General features: G+C 42.5%; 19 protein-coding genes. 8 read left to right on the plus strand and 11 right to left on the minus strand.

Features of this window, described 5'->3' with window-relative positions:
• Positions 1 to 7 precede the first annotated feature (7 nt).
• The 5 genes from DMB45_RS08290 to DMB45_RS08310 form a co-directional block, all read right to left on the minus strand.
• Positions 8 to 1,057 carry an efflux RND transporter periplasmic adaptor subunit gene (locus tag DMB45_RS08290; protein ID WP_059025609.1) on the minus strand — a complete coding sequence of 350 codons (1,050 nt, stop codon included), beginning with the start codon at positions 1,055 to 1,057 and terminating at the stop codon, positions 8 to 10.
• 244 nt (positions 1,058 to 1,301) lie between these two features.
• On the minus strand, positions 1,302 to 2,078 hold the full coding sequence (locus DMB45_RS08295; protein WP_110688651.1) for a 3'-5' exonuclease: 777 nt from the start codon (positions 2,076 to 2,078) through the stop codon (positions 1,302 to 1,304).
• Between the two features lie 30 nt (positions 2,079 to 2,108).
• Entirely contained in the window at positions 2,109 to 3,233 is a 1,125-nt protein-coding gene (gene dnaN, locus DMB45_RS08300) for a DNA polymerase III subunit beta (RefSeq protein ID WP_059025607.1), read from the minus strand.
• A 17-nt stretch (positions 3,234 to 3,250) separates the two neighbouring features.
• On the minus strand, positions 3,251 to 4,642 hold the full coding sequence (locus DMB45_RS08305; RefSeq protein WP_059025606.1) for an aminopeptidase P family protein: 1,392 nt from the start codon (positions 4,640 to 4,642) through the stop codon (positions 3,251 to 3,253).
• 197 nt (positions 4,643 to 4,839) lie between these two features.
• The gene (locus tag DMB45_RS08310; RefSeq protein ID WP_041502158.1) at positions 4,840 to 5,247 is read right to left on the minus strand and encodes a hypothetical protein; all 408 of its coding nucleotides are present in this window, start codon (positions 5,245 to 5,247) and stop codon (positions 4,840 to 4,842) included.
• Positions 5,248 to 5,513: 266 nt separating this feature from the next.
• Here DMB45_RS08310 and mce point away from each other — a divergent pair, with 266 nt between their 5' ends.
• From mce to DMB45_RS08350, 8 genes are all read left to right on the plus strand, one after another.
• Entirely contained in the window at positions 5,514 to 5,918 is a 405-nt protein-coding gene (gene mce / locus DMB45_RS08315) for a methylmalonyl-CoA epimerase (RefSeq protein ID WP_041502159.1), read from the plus strand.
• Positions 5,919 to 5,955: 37 nt separating this feature from the next.
• Positions 5,956 to 7,515 (plus strand): acyl-CoA carboxylase subunit beta, encoded by a 1,560-nt coding sequence (locus DMB45_RS08320; RefSeq protein WP_110688653.1) that lies wholly within the window; start codon positions 5,956 to 5,958, stop codon positions 7,513 to 7,515.
• A gap of 5 nt (positions 7,516 to 7,520) precedes the next feature.
• Positions 7,521 to 7,868 (plus strand): OadG family transporter subunit, encoded by a 348-nt coding sequence (locus DMB45_RS08325; RefSeq protein WP_041502161.1) that lies wholly within the window; start codon positions 7,521 to 7,523, stop codon positions 7,866 to 7,868.
• A 12-nt stretch (positions 7,869 to 7,880) separates the two neighbouring features.
• Entirely contained in the window at positions 7,881 to 8,312 is a 432-nt protein-coding gene (locus tag DMB45_RS08330; RefSeq protein ID WP_041502162.1) for a biotin/lipoyl-containing protein, read from the plus strand.
• 20 nt (positions 8,313 to 8,332) lie between these two features.
• Positions 8,333 to 9,598: a sodium ion-translocating decarboxylase subunit beta gene (locus DMB45_RS08335; RefSeq protein WP_041502163.1), complete on the plus strand. Its 1,266-nt coding sequence runs from the start codon at positions 8,333 to 8,335 to the stop codon at positions 9,596 to 9,598.
• Between the two features lie 100 nt (positions 9,599 to 9,698).
• The gene (locus DMB45_RS08340) at positions 9,699 to 10,727 is read left to right on the plus strand and encodes a threonine aldolase family protein (RefSeq protein ID WP_041505387.1); all 1,029 of its coding nucleotides are present in this window, start codon (positions 9,699 to 9,701) and stop codon (positions 10,725 to 10,727) included.
• 3 nt (positions 10,728 to 10,730) lie between these two features.
• On the plus strand, positions 10,731 to 11,390 hold the full coding sequence (gene mnmD, locus DMB45_RS08345; RefSeq protein ID WP_110688654.1) for a tRNA (5-methylaminomethyl-2-thiouridine)(34)-methyltransferase MnmD: 660 nt from the start codon (positions 10,731 to 10,733) through the stop codon (positions 11,388 to 11,390).
• Positions 11,391 to 11,462: 72 nt separating this feature from the next.
• On the plus strand, positions 11,463 to 12,218 hold the full coding sequence (locus DMB45_RS08350; protein ID WP_059025604.1) for a TIGR02757 family protein: 756 nt from the start codon (positions 11,463 to 11,465) through the stop codon (positions 12,216 to 12,218).
• Between the two features lie 3 nt (positions 12,219 to 12,221).
• Here the strand turns inward: DMB45_RS08350 and DMB45_RS08355 are convergent, their stop codons facing one another.
• From DMB45_RS08355 to DMB45_RS08380, 6 genes are all read right to left on the minus strand, one after another.
• Positions 12,222 to 12,434, minus strand: coding sequence for a hypothetical protein (locus tag DMB45_RS08355; protein ID WP_059025603.1), 213 nt, complete (start codon positions 12,432 to 12,434; stop codon positions 12,222 to 12,224).
• A 140-nt stretch (positions 12,435 to 12,574) separates the two neighbouring features.
• A complete protein-coding gene (gdhA, locus tag DMB45_RS08360) occupies positions 12,575 to 13,909 on the minus strand; it encodes an NADP-specific glutamate dehydrogenase (RefSeq protein ID WP_110688675.1) in 1,335 nt (444 codons plus the stop codon).
• 247 nt (positions 13,910 to 14,156) lie between these two features.
• A complete protein-coding gene (locus DMB45_RS08365; RefSeq protein ID WP_110688655.1) occupies positions 14,157 to 17,495 on the minus strand; it encodes a golvesin C-terminal-like domain-containing protein in 3,339 nt (1,112 codons plus the stop codon).
• 89 nt (positions 17,496 to 17,584) lie between these two features.
• On the minus strand, positions 17,585 to 17,929 hold the full coding sequence (locus tag DMB45_RS14715) for a hypothetical protein (protein WP_110688656.1): 345 nt from the start codon (positions 17,927 to 17,929) through the stop codon (positions 17,585 to 17,587).
• Between the two features lie 432 nt (positions 17,930 to 18,361).
• Positions 18,362 to 18,757 (minus strand): carboxypeptidase-like regulatory domain-containing protein, encoded by a 396-nt coding sequence (locus tag DMB45_RS08375; RefSeq protein ID WP_041502170.1) that lies wholly within the window; start codon positions 18,755 to 18,757, stop codon positions 18,362 to 18,364.
• A 25-nt stretch (positions 18,758 to 18,782) separates the two neighbouring features.
• Positions 18,783 to 21,086 (minus strand): Gldg family protein, encoded by a 2,304-nt coding sequence (locus tag DMB45_RS08380; protein WP_110688657.1) that lies wholly within the window; start codon positions 21,084 to 21,086, stop codon positions 18,783 to 18,785.
• Position 21,087 lies beyond the last annotated feature (1 nt).

A 21,087-nucleotide genomic window follows, 5' to 3' on the forward strand; every position in this document is an offset into this window, starting at 1 on the left:
TTCCTTATTATTTTAATATTTTTACTTTCTGACCTTCCGTGATATAGTTAGCACCCGCTACTACAATGATATTATCGCTATTTAATCCTTTCTCCACGATCACCTTGTCATTACCGATCAATTGTCCGATTTCCACCGCCTGACTCTTTACCGTCTCCGAAGTCGCGTTGTATAACCACACGCATGTTTTACCCGTGTTCAAATCCTTAAAAAGAGCACTCATCGGCACGATATAACTACCTGCTACTGCCGTTTCGATCTTCAAGTTAACTTTACAGGAGAACCCGGGATAAATAGTATGTATATCCCTGGAAAAACGAGAATCGTCAATGGACAATTTTACAGGAATACCCGTCCCGTCAGGAGAAGCATCGATAAACTCTTTTACTCGGGCTTTAAACCAAATCCCTTTATAAGTATCAAACTCAACCGTTACCGTCATCGGTACCCGAGTCAAATCCACACTTGTCTCCGGTAAGGTAAAACTGACAGCTAATTTGCGGGGATTCACCAATTTTATAATAGACTCTCCCGGCATCACTTTCTGATAATTCTCCACGAATTTTTTTTCCACGAACCCGTCGAAAGGAGCTCTCAATTTCGTATCCTCCAATGTATTTTGTGAAGTTTCATAAGCCGATTTTCCTTTAATGTAATTCGCCTCAGCTATCTCATAATCTTGTTTGGAAATGGCTTGCATAGCCAATAATTTCTTATTTCGCTCCAATTGAGATTTGGCCGTCAAATAGGCAGCCTTATTCGCTTCGTATTGTAACCGATAATCCAAGGGATCTACCCGTGCGATGATTTGATTCTTCTTTACTTTCTGTCCCTCTTCCACGTTCATTTCAATTAACGGACCCGATACTTTAAAAGCCAGATTGCTATATTCTTCCGCCTCAACGATCCCCGTATACACCTTATTGATAGCATCTAACGATTCTACTTTTACAACCTTCACTGGACGGATAATATCGGGAGCCGCATTATCCTTTTTCCCTTTACAAGAGATGCCCAGAAGTACGTATAAACCTACAATTGCCCATTTACACCTCATAAAACAAATTATTATTAGTTATTAATCCATTTCTTTACTACAAGGGCTACGTCTTTACAACTTCCATGCCAGAATCCCAATTAACGAAATAAAGCAAAAATTCAGATAAAGATTTCACCCAAATATATACAATACGAAATAAACCATAAAAAGTTCATCTATACACATTTTGAAATAAAAAACGTTCGATAGTGCCATCGAACGTTTTTTACTAATTATACGTATTCTATACTATTCATACGAATCACTTCATTAATCCGGCACTTTTTAATTTAATTTCAGTCAATATTTTTTTCGTATACAATGGAAATTCACTATTCAGCATCCAGGCAAAATACCCCGGTTGCTCTTTCAACACCTGAAGTACGGGAACTCCCTTATTTTTTCCAAAATTAAATACCTCAACCCCATTCTCATCATACACGATAAAACCGGCGAAATCCGCATTATTACTTTGCGACGAAAATTTACTCAAAAAATTAATATCATTTTCCAACTGCCCCTCATAACGTTCCAATTGAGATTGCAATACTTCATAAGTAGCCAAGGTATCCGCCGCAGCGGTATGTGCATCTTCCAAATTCTTATCACAATAAAAACGATAAGCCGCACTCAACGTACGTTGTTCCATCTTATGAAAAATAGTTTGTACATCCACAAATCTGCGTCTCCGCATATCAAAATCCACTCCCACCCTCAAAAACTCTTCTGCAAGCAGAGGAATATCAAAACGATTCGAATTATATCCTCCCAGATCACATCCTTCAATAAAACGGGCCAACTCTTTGGCTACTTCCTTAAAAACAGGACAATCCTTTACATCTTCGTCCTTAATACCGTGAATCGCTGTCGCTTGTTCTGGTATATGCATCTCCGGATTAATCCGGAGGGTCCTCTGTTCCTCTTTCCCATTAGGGTGAATTTTCAAAACAGATATTTCAACAATCTTGTCCTTGGCGATGTTAATACCCGTCGTTTCCAAATCAAAGAAAACGATCGGGCAGGTCAGTTTTAACTTCACAAACTTCCAATTTAAATTTCAAATAAGCTATTATACCATCATCGGCATCAATAGCATCAATAAATCCTCATCCTGATTATCGCTTTCATAAGGCAGGAAGAGACCGGGACGACTCGGATCCGATAACTCCAATACAAAATATTCCGTATTCAAATTAGCTAAGATTTCCAACACGAAAGGAGATTTAAACCCGATTGCCATCTCCTCTCCGTCATATTGGCACGAGATCGTTTCGTGTCCGGACATAGCATAATCCACATCCTGAGCCGAGATAACCATCGAACCTCTTGTCAAATCGAATTTCACCAAATTACTGGCTTGATTAGCCATCACGGAGACCCTTCTCAGGGTATTATACAACTCTTTCTTCTCAATAATAATTTTCTTGGGATTATTTTGAGGAATAACCGAATTATAATTAGGGAAACGTCCCTCCACAAGAGTACATATCATCTTGTAATCTCCGAAAATGAAACAGGCCATTTTTTCATTGAATTGCATTTTCAATTCGCTATCATCTTTCGGTAGAATATTCTTCAATAATAAAGAGGGTTTTTTCGGCAGGATCAAAGCCCGTTGCTCTCCATCCGTGCGAGCATCGAAACGCTTGTATCGTACCAATTTATGAGCGTCAGAAGCGACAAAAGTGAAATTTTCGGCGTTCATCTCAATCAGGATGCAGTTCATCACCGGACGGAGATCGTCGTTCGCCGTTGCAAAAACGGTCTTGGAGATCCCTTCTAACAACATGCCGCAATTGGTTACTAACGCGACCGAATTTTCATCCAAACCGGATTGTACCGGATAATCCTCCGCACTCTCTCCCATCACGGAAAACTCGCCCTTGTCGGAAATAATTGTTACTTTATGAGTCGCCTCATTGATATCAAAAGTCAAGGGTTGTTCCGGAAACTCCTTCAATATATCCAACAATAATTTAGCAGGAATGGTAATACTACCGGGAATCTCCAATTGTTCCAACTCTACACGGGCTTCCATGGTAGTTTCTTTATCGGATGCGGTAACATACAACCTATTGTCTTTAGCCACCAATAAAATATTATCCAGAATCGGCTGAGCAGGCTTTCCGCTAATGACGCGACTCACCGCTTGCAACCGAGAAAGAAAAGTGCTACTTGATATAACAAACTTCATATTATACGATTTTAAATTTACATTTGCATAGTATTTTCGACTTCTTCAACGGTAATCGGAGCACGACGATCTCCCATGCATTCACAACCGTTTTCCGTGATTAGGATATCGTCCTCCAAACGAATACCCCCGAAATCTTTATAAGCTTCGATCTTATCATACACTAAATAATCTTCATGCATGCCTTGTGCTCTCCACTGATCAATCAAAGCCGGAATAAAATAACAACCCGGTTCATCCGTAATAACAAAACCCGGTTGTAACATTCTTCCCATCCGTAAAGAAGAAGCACCGAACTGGTTAATCGGACGGGTAACCTCATCGTATCCTACGTATATCTGCCCCAAATCTTCCATATCATGCACGTCCAACCCCATCATATGACCTAAACCGTGAGGCATGAACAAGGCATGCGCACCGGCAGCAACCGCCTCATTCACATCTCCTTTCATCAATCCGAGATCCTTCAACCCCTGGGCCAATACCTTGCAGGCCTCCAGGTGTACATATTGATAAGTCACTCCCGGACGGGCAATTTCCATGGCCTTATTATTACAAGCCAGTACTATATTATAAATCTCTTTTTGCCTCTGGTTAAATTTTCCTCCGACAGGTACGGTACGCGTAAAATCCGAACAATAATTCATAACCGATTCGGCCCCGGCATCCGTCAGCATCATGCGTCCTTCCGTCAATATCTTACTGTGGTCATGATTATGCAAGGTCTCTCCATTTTGAGATAAAATAACCGGGAAAGAGACCATACTACCGTAAGAAGCGGCAATACCTTCGATCAAGCCGGCAATGTACTGTTCTTTCACTCCCGGTTGAGCGTGTTTCATCGCTGTCACGTGCATTTCGTATCCGATGTTACAAGCCCGGTTAATTTCATCAATCTCACACGGTTCTTTCACGGAACGCAAGGAGATAACAGCCTTAACCAACTCTAACGAAGCATAACTCTTCACCAAAGAGTGATGAATGCCCAGCAAATCCTCCAAAATAATCCTATTTCGATACCGATAAGGAGGTAAGAAATGAATTTTGCGTCCGGCAGCTATCGCCTCCTTCAAACAATCAGCTAATTTGGTAAAAGGTGCCGTATCAGCGACTCCGACACCAGCGGCCATATCTTTCACGGTCGGTTGGGGGCCCATCCAGATAATATCGTCCATATCCACATCGTTCCCGAAAATATACTCTTTACCGGAATCTACATCCAGCACCCCGGCAAAACCGGGCAAATTCAACCCGAAAAAATAAAGAAACGAGCTATCCTGTCTGAACTTATAGGTGTTATCCGTATAATTCGCAGGGGCTTCTCCATTACCGAGAATAAGTATCAAACCGCTACTCATTTTCTCGATAAGTCGCTTTCTTCTACTAACATACACGCTTTTATCAAACATATCTTATTGTTATTTTAATGAATAATTTTCAACGTCAGAAATGAGACGACAAGGTACTGATTTTTTTTAATAGATGAAAAAATTTATTTCCAAAATCACAAATTCCTCTCTTTTTAAACACAACCATTCCGGGATCAGGGAATTGAGTTCTTCTTTAACTCTCCAAGTCCCCCGATCCCGGAATTTATTTATTTTCTTCATTTTTTCCGCTGAAAAAGAAATGCCCCGAAAGGAAGACATATTCCGGCAATGACTACCTGATAAGCGCCATACAAAACCCGTACCTCCTCCGCCATCATCTCCCCGGTCAATGTCGTCGCAGCCCCCTCCTTATCCAAATAAATAACGATAATGCGCCATAACACCACAAAAGCCGCGGCCAAACTGAAACCCGAACCGATGTATACCCAACCCACACCCATATCTTCTCTCAATTTTCCCCTCAGCCCCAATAAAAAAGCGACGGCAAACATAATGAACGTGAACCAACCCGCCGACTGATATCCCATAATCGAACCATAAAGGTTTACTTCGTACCAAGGTAAAAAAGTAGCTATCATTCCGATGATCGCCATAATAAAAACAACTAATTTCTGTCTACTCATGATCTCTTATTTTTTATTTCATTTTTTAAGATTTACGTATTTATCAAGTAAAGAGTTACAGAAGGAAACCATTGATTTTTTGCAGTTTATTTAAAACGATTCTAAACATCGTTTTTTAAGAATAATCAACATCAAATTGTTTGAAAATCGCAATAACAATCAGTAATTTCGCACCTTGTATTTTTAGCAGACAAAAAGTTCTAAAAATATGTGTGGAAAACAAATTAAGATTAAACATAATATCTAATTAATTAAATTTTATCACGATGAAACCAACTCATATCGAGCACATTGGCATTGCCGTTGCCAGTTTGGATGAAGCCATTCCATTTTATGAAAAAGTATTGGGATTAGAATGCTATGCAATTGAAGAAGTAAAAGATCAAAAAGTAAAAACGGCCTTCTTCAAAGTGGGACAGACAAAAATTGAATTACTGGAGTCGACTGATCCGGAAGGCCCTATCGGTAAATTCGTGGAAAAAAACGGAGGCGGTATGCACCACATAGCTTTCGCCGTTGAAGATGTTCAAACCGCATTGAACGATGCACAAGCTGCAGGTTGTCAGCTAATCGACAAAGCACCCCGCGGAGGTGCAGAAGGACTAAGAATCGGATTCCTTCACCCGAAATCAACGTTCAGAGTATTGACGGAACTTTGCGGGACAAAATAATTTTTTCAGATAATCAGCCTATATAAATTTTGATACTATGACCAATCAAGATAAAGTCAAAGAGTTAATCGAATTACGAGCCCAGGCGAGACTTGGCGGAGGGGAAAAGCGAATAGAATCCCAGCACAAGAAAGGGAAATATACCGCCCGAGAAAGAATCGCCATGTTGCTGGATGAAAACAGTTTCGAAGAGTTCGATATGTTCATAACACACCGTTGCTATAATTTCGGCATGGAAAAAACCAAGTTTTTGGGAGACGGCGTGGTGACCGGTCAGGGAACAATTGACGGACGTCTCGTATTTGTTTTCGCTCAAGACTTCACGGTTTTCGGTGGAGCACTTTCCGAAACGTTAGCTCAAAAAATCTGCAAGGTGATGGATAAAGCCATGACCGTGGGAGCTCCTATTATCGGATTGAACGACTCAGGCGGTGCCCGTATTCAAGAAGGTGTTAACTCTTTAGCCGGATACGCCGAAATTTTCGAACGGAACATCCTGGCGTCGGGAGTAATTCCGCAAATCTCCGCCATATTCGGTCCTTGTGCCGGAGGAGCCGTGTATTCTCCCGCGTTGACGGACTTCATTCTGATGACCGATCAATCATCTTATATGTTCGTAACCGGTCCGAAGGTAGTAAAAACCGTAACAGGAGAAGACATCACGACCGAAGAATTAGGAGGTGCGGAAGTTCATTCAACGAAATCCGGTGTTTCTCATTTCCTGGCAGAAAACGAGGAAGAGGGAATCGCTATTATCCGCGATTTGCTCTCTTACCTGCCTTCTAACAACTTGGAAGAAACCCCGATCGTTCCATGCAATGATCCGATCGATCGTTTGGAAGACCAGTTAAACGAGTTGATACCCGATAACCCGAATTTACCGTATAACATGATGGATGTTATCGAAGCCATCGTGGACAACGGAAAATTCCTGGAAGTTCACAAACGTTATGCACGGAATATCATTGTCGGATTCTGCCGCATGGGAGGACGTTCCGTCGGTGTAATCGCTAACCAGCCGAATTTCTACGCCGGAGTACTTGACATCGAAGCCTCCCGCAAAGCAGCCCGCTTCGTGCGTTTCTGCGACTGTTTCAACATTCCCGTGTTAACCTTGGTTGACGTACCGGGATTTTTACCGGGACGCATGCAAGAATACGGCGGTATCATCACCCACGGGGCAAAACTCATGTTTGCTTACGGCGAGGCAACCGTACCGAAAGTAACCATTACTTTACGGAAATCCTACGGTGGTGCTCACGACGTGATGTCGTGTAAACAATTGCGGGGAGATTTCAATTACGCCTGGCCGACGGCACAAATCGCCGTTATGGGAGCCAAGGGTGCCATTGAAGTGTTGTATGGCAAGGAGTTAGCCGCCATCTCCGATCCGGAGGAAAAAGCTAAGTTCGTCGCCACAAAAGAAGAGGAATACAACACGGCCTTCGCAAACCCGTACAAAGCCGCTTCATACGGATACATCGACGATGTCATCGACCCGCGTAATACGCGTTTCCGCATTATCCGCGCTTTCCAGTCTTTACAGACCAAGCGCATCGTTAACCCGATGAAGAAACATTCAAATATACCGTTGTAAGCCATATGATCACATTAGCAATAAACTGGGGTTATGCTCTCCTCATTACAGGTGTGGGAATGCTGACAGTGTTTCTATTATTGGTTCTTTTGATCTGGATCATTAATTTACAGACCAGGATCGCGAATCAAGTGAAAGATCATGCCACCAAAGCGGTTCAAGAACCGGAAAAAACAGTTGTGACGACGGATACCCATCCGACCCCACACGAACAAGCTGCCGTTGCCATGGCTATGCATCTATATTTTAACTCTCATGACGAAGAGCCTCATGTAATCACGATCGAAGAGGTTGAAAAACGTTATTCTCCGTGGAGCTCTAAAATTTATGGCATGAGAAATCTTAATAAGTAAAATAAACAGATTATGAATAAATTCAAAATCACCATAGACGAAAATAACTTCGACGTAACTGTCAATATAACGGACCATAACAAGGCCACGGTTGAGGTGAACGGGATATCTTATGACGTAACTTACGAAAGTAGGAATACGGTTGCTCCTACCGCCGTACCCCGCAAGCCCGCGGCAATACCGACATCGACCACGTACAAGAGTCCGGCGCAAAATACGGCGTCCAACAAAACCAACACGATTAAAGCACCGCTTCCCGGTACGATATCCGCAATCAGTGTTAAAGTCGGCAGTCAGGTGAAACGCGGAGATTGCCTGCTTGTGATGGAAGCCATGAAAATGGAAAATAACATCGTGGCAAGTAGCGACGGCCAAGTGAAAACAATTCATGTTACCGTAGGTCAGAGTGTTTCACAGGACGACCCACTTGTTGAATTGGCTTAATTACCGTAAAACATTTGAAAATGAAACAAGTAAAAAAATACCTGTTAAAGATAGCCTTATTACTCGGAATATTTATCATACCCTTTGCTGCCGGAGCAGAAGAGATCGATATGGGAGAAAAAGTGACCAAATTCTTAAATGACACAGGATTTGCACATCTCTATTCCGGGAACTGGTTATGTCTGGTCATGATAGTCGTAGCTTGCGTACTATTTTATTTAGCCATTGTTAAAAAATTCGAGCCCTTGTTGTTGTTACCCATCGCTTTCGGGATGTTGCTGACGAACTTGCCCGGGGCAGGACTATACCATCCGGAACTCTTTGAAGGAGGACACGTACATTGGGGCAATTTCGCAAACTACAATAATGTAGGTTTGCTGGATTACATTTATTTAGGAGTAAAATTAGGGATTTATCCCTGTATCATTTTTATCGGTGTCGGGGCAATGACGGATTTCGGTCCGCTATTGGCGAATCCTAAAAGTTTTCTGTTAGGTGCGGCAGCCCAACTCGGAATCTTCGCAACATTCTTGGGAGCCCTTGCACTCGGATTCACTTACGCGGAAGCAGGCTCCATAGGTATTATCGGGGGAGCCGACGGCCCTACGGCCATCTACCTGACGTCTAAGCTGGCTCCGGGGTTACTTGGCCCTATCGCGGTAGCGGCTTATTCCTATATGGCCTTGGTTCCCGTGATCCAACCGCCGATCATGAAAGCTCTGACAACCCAGAAAGAACGGGAAATTGTAATGCAACAATTGCGTAAAGTCTCCAAAAAAGAGAAAATCGTATTCCCGATCGTCGTAACCATCTTCGTATCGTTACTCTTACCCTCTGCTGCTCCTCTAATCGGATGTCTGATGCTGGGTAACCTGATGCGCGAATGCGGTGTGGTCGAACGCTTGAGCAAAACGGTTCAAAACGAATTGATGAATATCTGTACGATATTTTTAGGAATTTCCGTCGGAGCGACTACGACTGCCGCCGCTTTCCTGAATTTCCAGACACTGGCTATTCTGGTTATCGGTATTCTGGCTTTCAGTATCGGTAGTGCCGGTGGAGTTTTACTTGCAAAATTCATGAACTTGTTTACCAAAAACAAGATCAATCCGTTGATCGGTTCCGCCGGAGTTTCCGCCGTTCCGATGGCTGCCCGCGTATCACAAAACGTAGGCCAGGAAGCCAACCCGGGTAACTTCCTGCTGATGCATGCCATGGGACCCAACGTCGCCGGAGTTATCGGTTCTGCCGTAGCCGCCGGTATATTATTGTCTTTCTTGGGATAATTCAATATCAGAGACTACCTCAAATCTGTTTTGAGGTAGTCTTTTTATATTCCGTTCGTTCGGATCATTTTCCTTTAACCATTTAATTCAATTTCTATTCATGGGACTTAGAGGTTTCGGTAGTGACAACTTCTCCGGAGTATTACCGGAAGTTTTCAAAGCACTGGAAGAATCGGCTTTCGGACATCAACACTCCTACGGGGAAGACAAATACACGGAGAAAGCCGTTAAAGATTTCAAACAATTGTTCGGAGACGATATAGACGTCTATTTCGTTTACAACGGAACGGGAGCCAATATTTTGAGCCTCTCGGCATTCGCACATTCGTATAATGCCATCATTTGTGCAGAAACAGCCCATATCAACGTGGACGAGTGCGGGGCTATCGAAAAACAGACCGGAAGTAAACTGTTAACCGTTCCGACGTATGACGGGAAACTCACCTTGGGACTGATTCATAACCATATGCATGGATTCGACGATCAACATCACTCCCAACCGAAAATAATCTCTTTAACCCAATGCACGGAACTCGGAACCGTCTACACGCATGAGGAGTTGAAAGAAATTTGCGATTTCGCCCATGCCCACGATATGTATGTCCACATGGACGGAGCCCGATTAGCCAATGCCGTAGCCTATCTGGGATGCACCGCGGCCAGTATAACCAAAGAAGTGGGGATTGACGTGTTAAGTTTCGGTGGAACCAAAAACGGTATGATGTTCGGGGAAGCCGTCATTTTTTTCAATACACGAATGTCGAAAGAGGTTAAGTATATCCGGAAGCAATTGATGCAATTACACTCTAAATCCCGCTTTATTGCCGCCCAGTTCTCCGCCATGTTAAAAGATAATTTATGGTTGAAATCAGCGGCTCATGCCAATGCCATGGCACAAAAACTGGCCAATGCCGCAGAACAGATACCCTCCGTAAACATCACGCAAAAAGTGGAAGCGAATGAAATTTTCGCCATTATTCCGAGAGAAAAAATCTCCAAACTTCAAAATGAATGCTTTTTTTACGTATGGGATGAAGACGCCGCCGAAGTGAGATGGGTTTGTTCGTTCGACACCACGGAAAATGATGTCATCGAATTCGCAAATCTTCTGCGTCAAGAGTTGTGCTAAAGGATGGATAGAGCAATCATCACGACGGAAGACGGCAGCAATACCCTGTATATACCTGATTTGAATGAGCCCTATCATTCTATTCACGGTGCGATACAGGAATCGATTCACGTATTTATTAAAGCCGGAATAGTCCATTACGGTCAAAAGAATATCCGTATCCTGGAAGCCGGATTCGGAACCGGGTTAAACGCTTTTCTGACACTTATGGAGGCCCGTGAAAATCAAAGGAACGTGGTATTCCATACCTTTGAAAAATATCCGCTGACCCCTGACGAAGTGGAACAACTTAATTATCCGGATCATTTCGCTCCGGAAAACGCATCTTTATTCGCACGATTACATAATACCCCCTGGAACGAGGATGTTGTCGTCACGCCCTATTTCACGCTCCATAAACACAAGGCAGATTTTGAAGAAGTCAACTTCCAAGCATATTTCGATATTGTCTTTTTTGACGCCTTTGCCCCCGACGTACAGCCCCGTTTGTGGACGGAAGATATGTTCGCCAAGTTTTACAAAGCATTAAAACCGGAAGGAATTCTTACAACCTATTGTGTGAAAGGAACCGTGAAAAGAGCCCTCCGCAATCTCGGATTTAAACTGAAACGCCTTCCCGGTCCCCCGGGAAAACGGGAGATGCTGAGAGGGGAGAAGATTTAAGTGATTGAGTGATTAAGTGATTGAGCGATTAGGTGATTGAGCGATTAATAAAAACTGAAAATAATTTCAACTATGTCTGCACTTAAACAACTTCTTGACGAGAAATACATTGAGTATTGCAGATCCGATTTTTTTATCGAAACGGATCCCATCCAAATCCCTAAACTTTTTGAGGAAAAGGAAGACATTGAAATTGCCGGATTCATGGCAGCCACATTAGCCTGGGGTCAACGACCGACTATTATCAAAAAATGCAAAGAGTTGATGAAACGAGTGGATTACGCTCCCTACGACTTTGTCCTCCATGCGACGGATGCCGATTACTCCTGTTTATCCGGTTTTAAGCACCGCACTTTCAATGATTACGATTGTATCTACTTTTTCAAATCACTATCCCGCATTTATAAATATTACGGTGGATTAGAGGGTCTGTTTTCCCGAGCTTACCGACAACATCCGGATATGTTCGACGTATTGGCGGAATGGCACGCGATATTTACGTCTTCTCCGGCGGATCCCAGAGTTCTGCGTCATATTGCCAACGTAGAAAAGGGATCTGCAGCCAAGCGGATTAATATGTTCCTGCGCTGGATGGTCCGTCGGGATGAAATTGATTTCGGATTATGGAAGGAGATCCCTACTTCCGCCCTTCTTATTCCATTGGACTTGCATACCGGAAATGTCAGCAGACAATTAGGACTTTTAACTCGATCGCAAAACGATCGACAAGCGGTACTTGAATTAACTTGCCGTCTTCGGGAGTTCGACCCCGTCGATCCGATCCGTTATGATTTTGCCCTCTTCGGTTTGGGAGCATTCGCAAAATAACCTCTATGATTGCTTCTCAAAATCATCCAGAGCAGCAGATTCTTCCCTCAATTCATCCATATAATCAGACATGTTATCCTTCGCATCTTCATCATTGTTCTCCAAAATAGATTCCAGAATCTCATTGTATTCGGCATTCAGGGCATCATCGCTTTTCGAATAACGATTGTCTCGTTCCTCTTCGGGTAACGAATATTTTTTCTTATCTCTTTTCATTATTATCTTATCAAATTCATACCTTATCAAACGTAGAATGAAATAAAAGGTTTAAAATTTTCCATCGAAACAAAACAAGCGGTCGTATCGACCGCTTGTTCCCAACAATATTCAATATAAACGATTCTTCAATCTACAAATTATACGTGTCCCTGGGCACACATGGCTTCTGCGACCTTGATAAAACCTCCGATATTAGCTCCTTTCACATAATTCACCTTATCTCCTTCCCTGCCGTATTTGAGACAGGTATCATGAATATCTTTCATGATCTGTGATAATTTGGCATCTACCTCCTCGGCGGTCCAGCTGTAATGCATGGCATTCTGGCTCATTTCTAAACAGGAAGTTGCCACACCGCCGGCATTAGCCGCCTTTCCGGGAACAAAAGTAATATGTTCATTAGCATAATGTATGGCCTCCGGAGTACATCCCATATTTGAGGTTTCTACAATTAGTCGACAACCGTTAGCAACCAACTGTCTGGCATCCTCTCCATTAAGCTCATTCTGGATCGCACAAGGAAAAGCGATATCACATTTAACCTCCCAAGGTTTTTTACCGGCTTTGAACCGAGCTCCAAATTTTTTCGCATACGGCTCTACGACATCGTTATTACTTGCCCGCAGTTCAAGCAAATAGTTAATTTTCTCCTGGTCCAATCCCTTTTCATCGTAGATATATCCGTCAGGGCCCGAGACCGTAATAACCTTAGCCCCCAACTGAACCAATTTCTGAGCTGCCCCCCAGGCAACATTACCGAAACCGGAAAGAGCAACAACCTTACCGGCAATCTTCTCTCCCTTGGAAGCCAACACATGTTGCGCGAGATAAACCGTACCGTATCCCGTAGACTCCGGACGTACCCGAGAGCCACCGAACTCAAAGGGTTTCCCGGTCAAAACTCCGGTAAATTCGTTACGGATTCTCTTGTATTGCCCGAACATATACCCGACTTCGCGTCCGCCTACGCCAAGATCCCCTGCCGGAACATCCGTATCAGGGCCGATGTATTTACAGAGTTCTGTCATAAAACTTTGACAAAACCGCATCACTTCGTTATCAGATTTTCCTTTCGGGTTAAAGTCCGATCCCCCCTTACCTCCCCCCATGGGAAGAGTTGTCAAAGAGTTTTTAAAAGTCTGCTCGAAACCCAGAAATTTTAACGTACCGAGCGTTACTGCCGGGTGAAAACGAATTCCCCCTTTATAAGGTCCGATTGCACTATTGAATTGAACCCGATAGCCCCGGTTGATTTGTACCTCTCCTTTATCGTCGATCCAGGGCACCCGGAACATAATCACTCTTTCGGGTTCTACCATTTTCTCCAATATTTTATTAGCCTTGTATTTAGGATTAGCCTGATAGGTATCCCATACGGTTTCAATAACCTCTTCTACCGCTTGATGGAATTCGGGTTCTCCCGGAGTCCTTGCCTTTAAGGCGTCCATGAATTCTTGCATTTCTGTTTTCATTTTCATTCCGATTAATCAATTAAAAGATAATCCATCTTTTAATACGTTATTAAATTTTTGACTAAAGTAGACACTTATTCGCACTCTCCCAACTATTCCTCTATGGTCTTTTCTCATACGGTATAACGATTCATCATATTTATATACAACACCTTATAAAATTTCGGTTCTCAACAAGAAGATTCTTGAAAACAAATAACCGGTTCCCTTTTCAGGCAACCGGTTATCCGTTTATAAAATCCGAACTTTATTCCTCCCCTACATATACCCATTTCACTGCGTCGGCATACACGAGGTCCACATCGCATTTATCATTCATCACCAGTCTTACCTCTCCTTTATCGAAAAAGAATGTGCCGGCGGAAACCCATGGAGTACTTATCTCTCTCCGTGCATTAAATTCTATCTCCTCCTTCTTATCCCCGAAATACAATGTATAATATTGTGTTATTCCCTTATTAACACTTATTATATTACTCCCTCCGCTTACATTATAAATAAACAGTTCATACTTTCCCCGTTTAGGAAGGTTCGCTTTCCATTCGACCATGGCCTTTCCATCTCCGGCTTTTTTATAATAAGCACTCGCGATATATTTCCCGTAAAATCCCTGTCTTATAATATAAGTCCAACGATGACCACCCTTCAACTCCTCGTAACCGGTATCCCTCCTATCTCTTTTCTCCGCTATCCGTTTCCCGCTCGAATCAAATAAAGAAAAGCCCTCGTCTTCATTATCTACGACAATGACATTCGGATCGGGCTGGAAAAGCTCCGGACTGATCGGAAATAGTCCCCGCGTAGAATCACGAATTACCTCTAATTCGTCCGGCAACATAATCGTGACCGCTGCCGGCTGATTCAATACTATACTCGGAGTTATCGAAACCAGTCCAGGAACGTCGTCACACGGTATATGTACCTCCAAAGCCTCTCCCGCCGGCAAAACGAATCTTTTCTCCCAATACCCGCGAGCATTTTTGAGCCAATTCGCACTCGCCGTAGCCGAGATCAAAATATCGGACTTTCCAGGATTATACAACTTAAAATGAACCGCATAACCTTCGTACTCCCCTTGTTCTACTTTATACCCCCCGATATCTTTAGTTTCCAGATAAGAACATCCTTTATTCCTGTACCATTCATCAAATACCTCGCCCAACTTATAATCGAACCGCTCTTCGAACTCTTTCATAAACTGTTCGAAGGTAACTTGTTGATAACGATATTTAGTCATAAATTCTTCCATAAAAGCCTGCAATGAACGCTCAGGAATATCCACCATAATCAATTCATACAAGTAATTGCATTTCTTCAGCAACAGTAGTTTAAACATATCCGAAGAGAGGGACGGATCTGTTGCGGCATCCTCCAAACTATGTTCAGAAAGATAATCGAGTACGCGCATCTCGTTTTGTGGCGAGTGGTTAGCGGTATTCGCCGTCTTGTAAGCCGGAGATAACAGTATCTGAAACTCATCGAATATTTGTCCGGCTATAGGGATCTCCTTAGAAAGAACGACACACCTGTTATCCTGAAATAAAGAGGAGAGAATATGCTTATTTCCGACTCCCACCTTCGTCGTTACGGGCGTTCCGCTATAATCCTGTTTTCCTCTTAACAAATCGAAATCGACCTTCACAAATTCAGAACCGGGAAATACAAACACACTTTGTGCACAATCGATAAAACTACGCATTGTCCATTCTTCATCATAAGGAGCTTGTCCTGTATTATTCAAATTCTTTTTTACTCTTTTTATTCTTTCATACATCTTCGCCATTTGATTTGCGATTTCAGGTATAGTTATCCCTCGTTCGGGAACGAATACCATAGCCGGCTGCACGTAATTACTCTTTTTACTCCATCCCCGTATGTAAGTAGCGAACGACACGGGAGCTTCCAAAAGAGAGAGTCTATCATAAAGATAAGGATGCCCCCATTTAGTTGCCATCAACTCACTCGTTTGCTTGACCAAAGAGGGAAGCGAATCCTTAATGCTGACAAAAGGAGCTCTAAAATAGTTTTCCCCGCGATAAAAATAGAGATCTAAGCTTACTGAATCCACGGTCAATGATTTGTGGGTATAATCTCCCATACATAAGCTGATTCCTGTCAATTTATCGCAATTTTCGAAACGGATAGTATCACCGGATACCTTTCGATTTCCTTGCGAAATCACGGTACGTTTATCCCTATGAATTACATTTAAAACATAATTCGTATAATTTTTCCCCGTAGAATAAGGATGCACCCAATGAACAGGAGGTTCTGTTACCGGATACCACAACACTTCAGGCTCCAGCAACGTATAATCCTTCTCTAAAAAAGCGTATCGTTTACCGAAGCAAAAAATATTCGTAATCCAACGGTTATCGTAATATTCCTCATCGGAAATATCCAGATAACATACCCGGTCATCTATCTTTCCCGTGTAATCCACTTGGAGAGAAAACTCTTCTTCCGGTGCCAAGTTTTTTTCCAAAATAACGACTTGACCATCCCGACGATAAGAAATAGCTTCACCGCTCTCTCCCCGAATTTCTTTGATGCGCAAGGCCGGGTTTAAGAATAAAACGATCTCCGATACCGGATGATTCTCCTTATTTTGGACGGTTAATTTACTCTTCACCGACATGGTAGTACCCGATTGCTCGAAAGCAATCTCTGCATCGGATAAATAGAGCCGGTCTCGCGCGCTGTACTTTTCAAAAGTTTCCACCATATGCTTCCGAAAACGCCTGTCGGCCTCTTTCGCCCCGACGAAGATCCCTCCGATTAATATACCCGATAACAGGATAAGTCCGCTGCATAATTTCAATTTTCCTTTTTTTCCATTTGGAATTCGAGGATACGATACAATGGCAAATCCCAGTAATCCCACACCCCAAACGACATAGGTCAAACGTTGTAAAAGATAAGATCCTATTTCGGGATGCCCGGTCAGTTCCGAAAACATATTGGGCATTTCCCGGGCAAAAAGATCAAATATACCATATCCGGCAGAAGGAATAAAAACATAAACCAATCCAACCGCTACCAACAATACCAACAAAGCAAGCATGGCATTTTTTATCCATGAGTAGATCAAAATAGACACTCCCAAGATAAACAGGCAAGAAGGAATGGTTAGGGTAAACAAATAAAAGAAATAGAGCCAAACGTTTACCGGTGCCTCACTGGCAAAAATATTAAGGGACAACGATATCAATATGGAGATGACATTCAATACTACCAATACGGAGAAAATTCCACCTGCCATTCCTATCAAGTAATCCGTATTGCTCACCGGACGCACACGCAGAGATTCGGTCGTATCCACGTGTTTTCCACTTTTAAAGCGGTCCGCCACAATAAAGACCAACAAAAAAACCTGTAACAAATTAAACCAGTATGCATTAAAGAAAGGCATGGAAGAAGGCAGGGCCACCATATAGTGTTCCGTTATACTCCACGAACTCTGAGTCATAATCTGTAAAACGGTTATTCCGACAAATGCCAATAAAGCGAATAAACGCAATAACCAACTTCTTTTTAACACTTTCGCTTCATAGCAAGCTACGGTCAATATAAGATTCAATTTCATAATTTCCAATTTAAATTTCAGTCATATTACCTATCCTTTTTCAACACAAAACATCGGATAGCATTCTTACAAACATATCCATCCCGGCTTTACTCCATCCTTCCAATTACCTTAGCTCTCTTTTCAACCTGTAAAAGAATAACGGACAAACCCTCCCCAAAAGGATCTGCATCATTAATCGGATACGTTCGAAAAGAATTCGACACGTTTACCTTCCCTCTTACCCTAATAAAATACAAGAAAAGGCCACACAATGCATCAGAGAATAGAATACTTACAGATAACCCAATCCTATCATGCCCGGCCTCCTGAAATAAAAACGGAATACAAAAAATTCCTATCAACCAAAATGAGACAAACACCCGAGACAACCAACGCTTCCTTAAAGCATTGATTTTATGCCGGATGAATGTAGAGATGAGACGTAATTTCATGATTTTATTTTTAGTTACACACTTTTCAAATATAAAGTATCTTCATTTGAAATCCAAACTAAAAATCATAGTTAATTTTGCTCGACTACCCTATTTATTCTGAAACCTCCCATCTCTTTATTGTCAACTCACTATATAACAACATTTTTACATACTAAATTCACTTAAAAACAAAAAATAAATTTTCTGTAAATATTTTATTTTTATTATAAATATGCACGAAATACCCATTTTTAATTGATTCCCAATAAATTTGCTCCATCGTACCGTAATAATTCATTCGCAATACAATAACCGATACGTATTCACTCATTCGTTTTCTATTCGAAATTATATACAAAAGGCAGACCCTCTCCCCTACAAAACGTTTTTCCCCTTTGGTTTTTTTGTAAGGTTAAGGCCTGCCTCAGTATACACACTACACAATATTCTTTAGCGCTTTGTTTCTAAACAACAAACAAGTCGATTATAAAAATGAATCAGCGGCTCTTCAGGTAACTCTTCTTCCACAAGGGTAATGAATAAATAATGTCCCTGTGCAGCTAAAAAATCCTTTACTTTTATCTCACGAGTAACATAACCATTACAGATAATCAAAAGCGTTCCTTCCTCTGAAACAATCAACTCGAAATACCCGCTCAAATCCGTGATCGTACTGTTCGTCGTTCCTTTCTCGACGATCTGAACACCTAAAATGACATTCATTTCCGGATCACAAACTTCGCCTTTTACTTTTACCTGGCGATTCTGAGCTATCACGACAGAAGTGAAACCCATAAAAAACATGACGGCTAACGATAGGCCTTTAAAAAGTATTTTTTGTTTCATAACAATTCATTTATAGTTAAGCAATTTAGCCTCTTTTTCTCAAATAATTAATAAAGATCCCGCAAGCGATTAACAATAACGGGAATACCCCCAGAAGAAAGAACTTCACCCAAAAGATGTCCGTGATAGGAAAAACGACCGTTGTATCTTTCGGATCCGCACGAACGATCTCTACCGGGAATTCACCATTTGTCAACCAACGGAAACTCTCCGTAATCAACGAGTAGTTCGAGGCATTGATTCCCTTGCGCATCATCATCAACTCCGCGTTACTGGCACAATCCGCATCCCCGAGAATTATTACCCGTTGCTCCTTGCCTTTCGTCTTCCGGCTTAAACCCAAAGCCGTGACATGAGATCCCTCGAACTCACCGGCAGCAGGATTCAACACCACTTGCTCGTTTATCAGATCACTCGTTTCCAACTCGTTCCAACTACCTTTTTCGATTGTTCGTAAGATGGGAAAAAAGGCATAACCTGCGGTATTGTCATACTCGAGCCCCACAGCTCCAGGCATTGTCACTCGTTCTCCTTTCTTTAACATTCGGGCATATTCACGAGAAATATGAGCTGCCTCTTCCGTCACCTGACATTGTAACAAATCGGCACTAAAATCTGATGTCGGTTGCACCAATACACCGGGCACCGAGCTTACGCCAAACAACGAAAGCAAAGGACGGACCAAATCCACACGATCCGGTTCTACCGCGATCAAAAGGTTACCTCCTCTTTCGATGTAACGGCTAACCTTGGACAACTCGTCCGGGGTAAAAGGACTTTTCATATCGGCAATCACAAGAATATCGTACTCGATAGGAATATCTTCTCCCTCTTTCATCTGGTAAACATAAACGTCAAAACCCTGATTTACTAACGCATAACGAAATGTCAGGTTACTGGCAAAAGAGTAATAATCAGGATCACCGAAACCGCTCGTGCTACGCTCTCCGTGACCTGTCAAACAAGCCACTTTAGGCGCATCAACGGCCAAACGTTTCAACGCTGCCGCCACCTCCGTCTCCGTCGGGAATTGTAGCTGGTCGTTGTACATGCGCAGGAACGTTTTACGTCCGTTTGCTGCCTCCAGCAAACGAACAAAACGATAGCCCTCCGGACGCAAATCGATCTGTTTATTTATCTCTTCGGAAGAGATAAAACCTTTTAACGAAACCTTCGCCATCTTCGCATACTCCTCCGCTACACCGCGTTCGTCCAAACCGGCGAATCGCTTACCATGAAGGGGGGCTGTCTGCAAATAGTAACGCACATAAGACATCTCTATATCCGGTTTGAAACGAACGTAAGGTTTAAAACGGTCCATGTCTCCTTTCTCCGCTCTCGGCAAACCGTAAATGTAATTTGTTCCCAAGAGATTTACATAAGTCGTAATTTTAATTTCGCCGTCGATCTGCTCCAGAATTTTCTGGGTGGATTCCGTCACCGTCTCCGTCTGGCAAGCCGTCATGTCCTTATACAATTGCAGTGTCGGGCGCGAAGTCAAATACCCCAAACCGACAACCACCGCAACCACCGCCACGTATCTCCCGACAGACACGACCCAACTTCGTTTGGCCCGATGAGATTCGACCTTCATGATGGACAAAGCCAAGAAAAAAAGAATGACCAAAAGAAAATAGAACAAGTCTTCACTACAGATCAAACCGTTAACAAAAACCATAGCCCGCCCTTTAATCGACAGCCAGTAGGTAATCTCTCTAACGAAACCGATATCCTGACCGACACTACCGATAAAATTCAAAACGATCAGTACCGCTAAGGTTCCCATTGCCGCTACAATCTGATAAGAAGTCAAACTCGACATATAAAGACCGATTGCCGCGTAAGCGCAGATCAACAAATACAACCCCAACAAACCCGAAAACGCCATCGAAAGATCGAAATGAGGAATCGTCAGGCAGGAAAACAAGATGTAAACGAACAAAATACCTACCAGAAGTAAACCGTAAAACATCATCGAAAGAAACTTACCCGTGATAATCTGGGTTGCCGTTACCGGTGACGAATATAACAATTTTATGGAACCGCTGCTGTACTCCCGGCTCATCAGGCTCATCGTCAACAAGGGTATGTAAAGGTACAAATATTGTTGCACCACGATAAAAAGACCGCTTAAAGAGACCAGGATCACACCCGTCAAACTACCCTCGCCGGGAGCATCATTCAAAAACTGTGACGTCACGCAAGATTTGAAAAGGTCCATATAGGTAAGACCCGTCTGGATTGTGAAGATCACCAATATAAACCAAGCCACAGGCGAGTAAAAAAGAGCACCTAACTCATTTCCAGCTATTTTTAATACTTTTCTCATA

The sequence above is a fragment of the Sanguibacteroides justesenii genome (genome assembly GCF_003204205.1).
Lineage (GTDB): Bacteria > Bacteroidota > Bacteroidia > Bacteroidales > Marinifilaceae > Gabonibacter > Gabonibacter massiliensis.

Coding starts and splice junctions, on each gene's coding strand:
- DMB45_RS08290 (WP_059025609.1), bottom strand. CDS start 1,057: ATGAGGTGTAAATGGGCAATTGTAGGTTTATACGTACTTCTGGGCATC.
- dnaN (WP_059025607.1), bottom strand. CDS start 3,233: ATGAAGTTTGTTATATCAAGTAGCACTTTTCTTTCTCGGTTGCAAGCG.
- DMB45_RS08305 (WP_059025606.1), bottom strand. CDS start 4,642: ATGTTTGATAAAAGCGTGTATGTTAGTAGAAGAAAGCGACTTATCGAG.
- DMB45_RS08310 (WP_041502158.1), bottom strand. CDS start 5,247: ATGAGTAGACAGAAATTAGTTGTTTTTATTATGGCGATCATCGGAATG.
- mce (WP_041502159.1), top strand. CDS start 5,514: ATGAAACCAACTCATATCGAGCACATTGGCATTGCCGTTGCCAGTTTG.
- DMB45_RS08320 (WP_110688653.1), top strand. CDS start 5,956: ATGACCAATCAAGATAAAGTCAAAGAGTTAATCGAATTACGAGCCCAG.
- DMB45_RS08325 (WP_041502161.1), top strand. CDS start 7,521: ATGATCACATTAGCAATAAACTGGGGTTATGCTCTCCTCATTACAGGT.
- DMB45_RS08330 (WP_041502162.1), top strand. CDS start 7,881: ATGAATAAATTCAAAATCACCATAGACGAAAATAACTTCGACGTAACT.
- DMB45_RS08335 (WP_041502163.1), top strand. CDS start 8,333: ATGAAACAAGTAAAAAAATACCTGTTAAAGATAGCCTTATTACTCGGA.
- DMB45_RS08340 (WP_041505387.1), top strand. CDS start 9,699: ATGGGACTTAGAGGTTTCGGTAGTGACAACTTCTCCGGAGTATTACCG.
- mnmD (WP_110688654.1), top strand. CDS start 10,731: ATGGATAGAGCAATCATCACGACGGAAGACGGCAGCAATACCCTGTAT.
- DMB45_RS08350 (WP_059025604.1), top strand. CDS start 11,463: ATGTCTGCACTTAAACAACTTCTTGACGAGAAATACATTGAGTATTGC.
- DMB45_RS08355 (WP_059025603.1), bottom strand. CDS start 12,434: ATGAAAAGAGATAAGAAAAAATATTCGTTACCCGAAGAGGAACGAGAC.
- gdhA (WP_110688675.1), bottom strand. CDS start 13,909: ATGAAAACAGAAATGCAAGAATTCATGGACGCCTTAAAGGCAAGGACT.
- DMB45_RS08365 (WP_110688655.1), bottom strand. CDS start 17,495: ATGAAATTGAATCTTATATTGACCGTAGCTTGCTATGAAGCGAAAGTG.
- DMB45_RS14715 (WP_110688656.1), bottom strand. CDS start 17,929: ATGAAATTACGTCTCATCTCTACATTCATCCGGCATAAAATCAATGCT.
- DMB45_RS08375 (WP_041502170.1), bottom strand. CDS start 18,757: ATGAAACAAAAAATACTTTTTAAAGGCCTATCGTTAGCCGTCATGTTT.
- DMB45_RS08380 (WP_110688657.1), bottom strand. CDS start 21,086: ATGAGAAAAGTATTAAAAATAGCTGGAAATGAGTTAGGTGCTCTTTTT.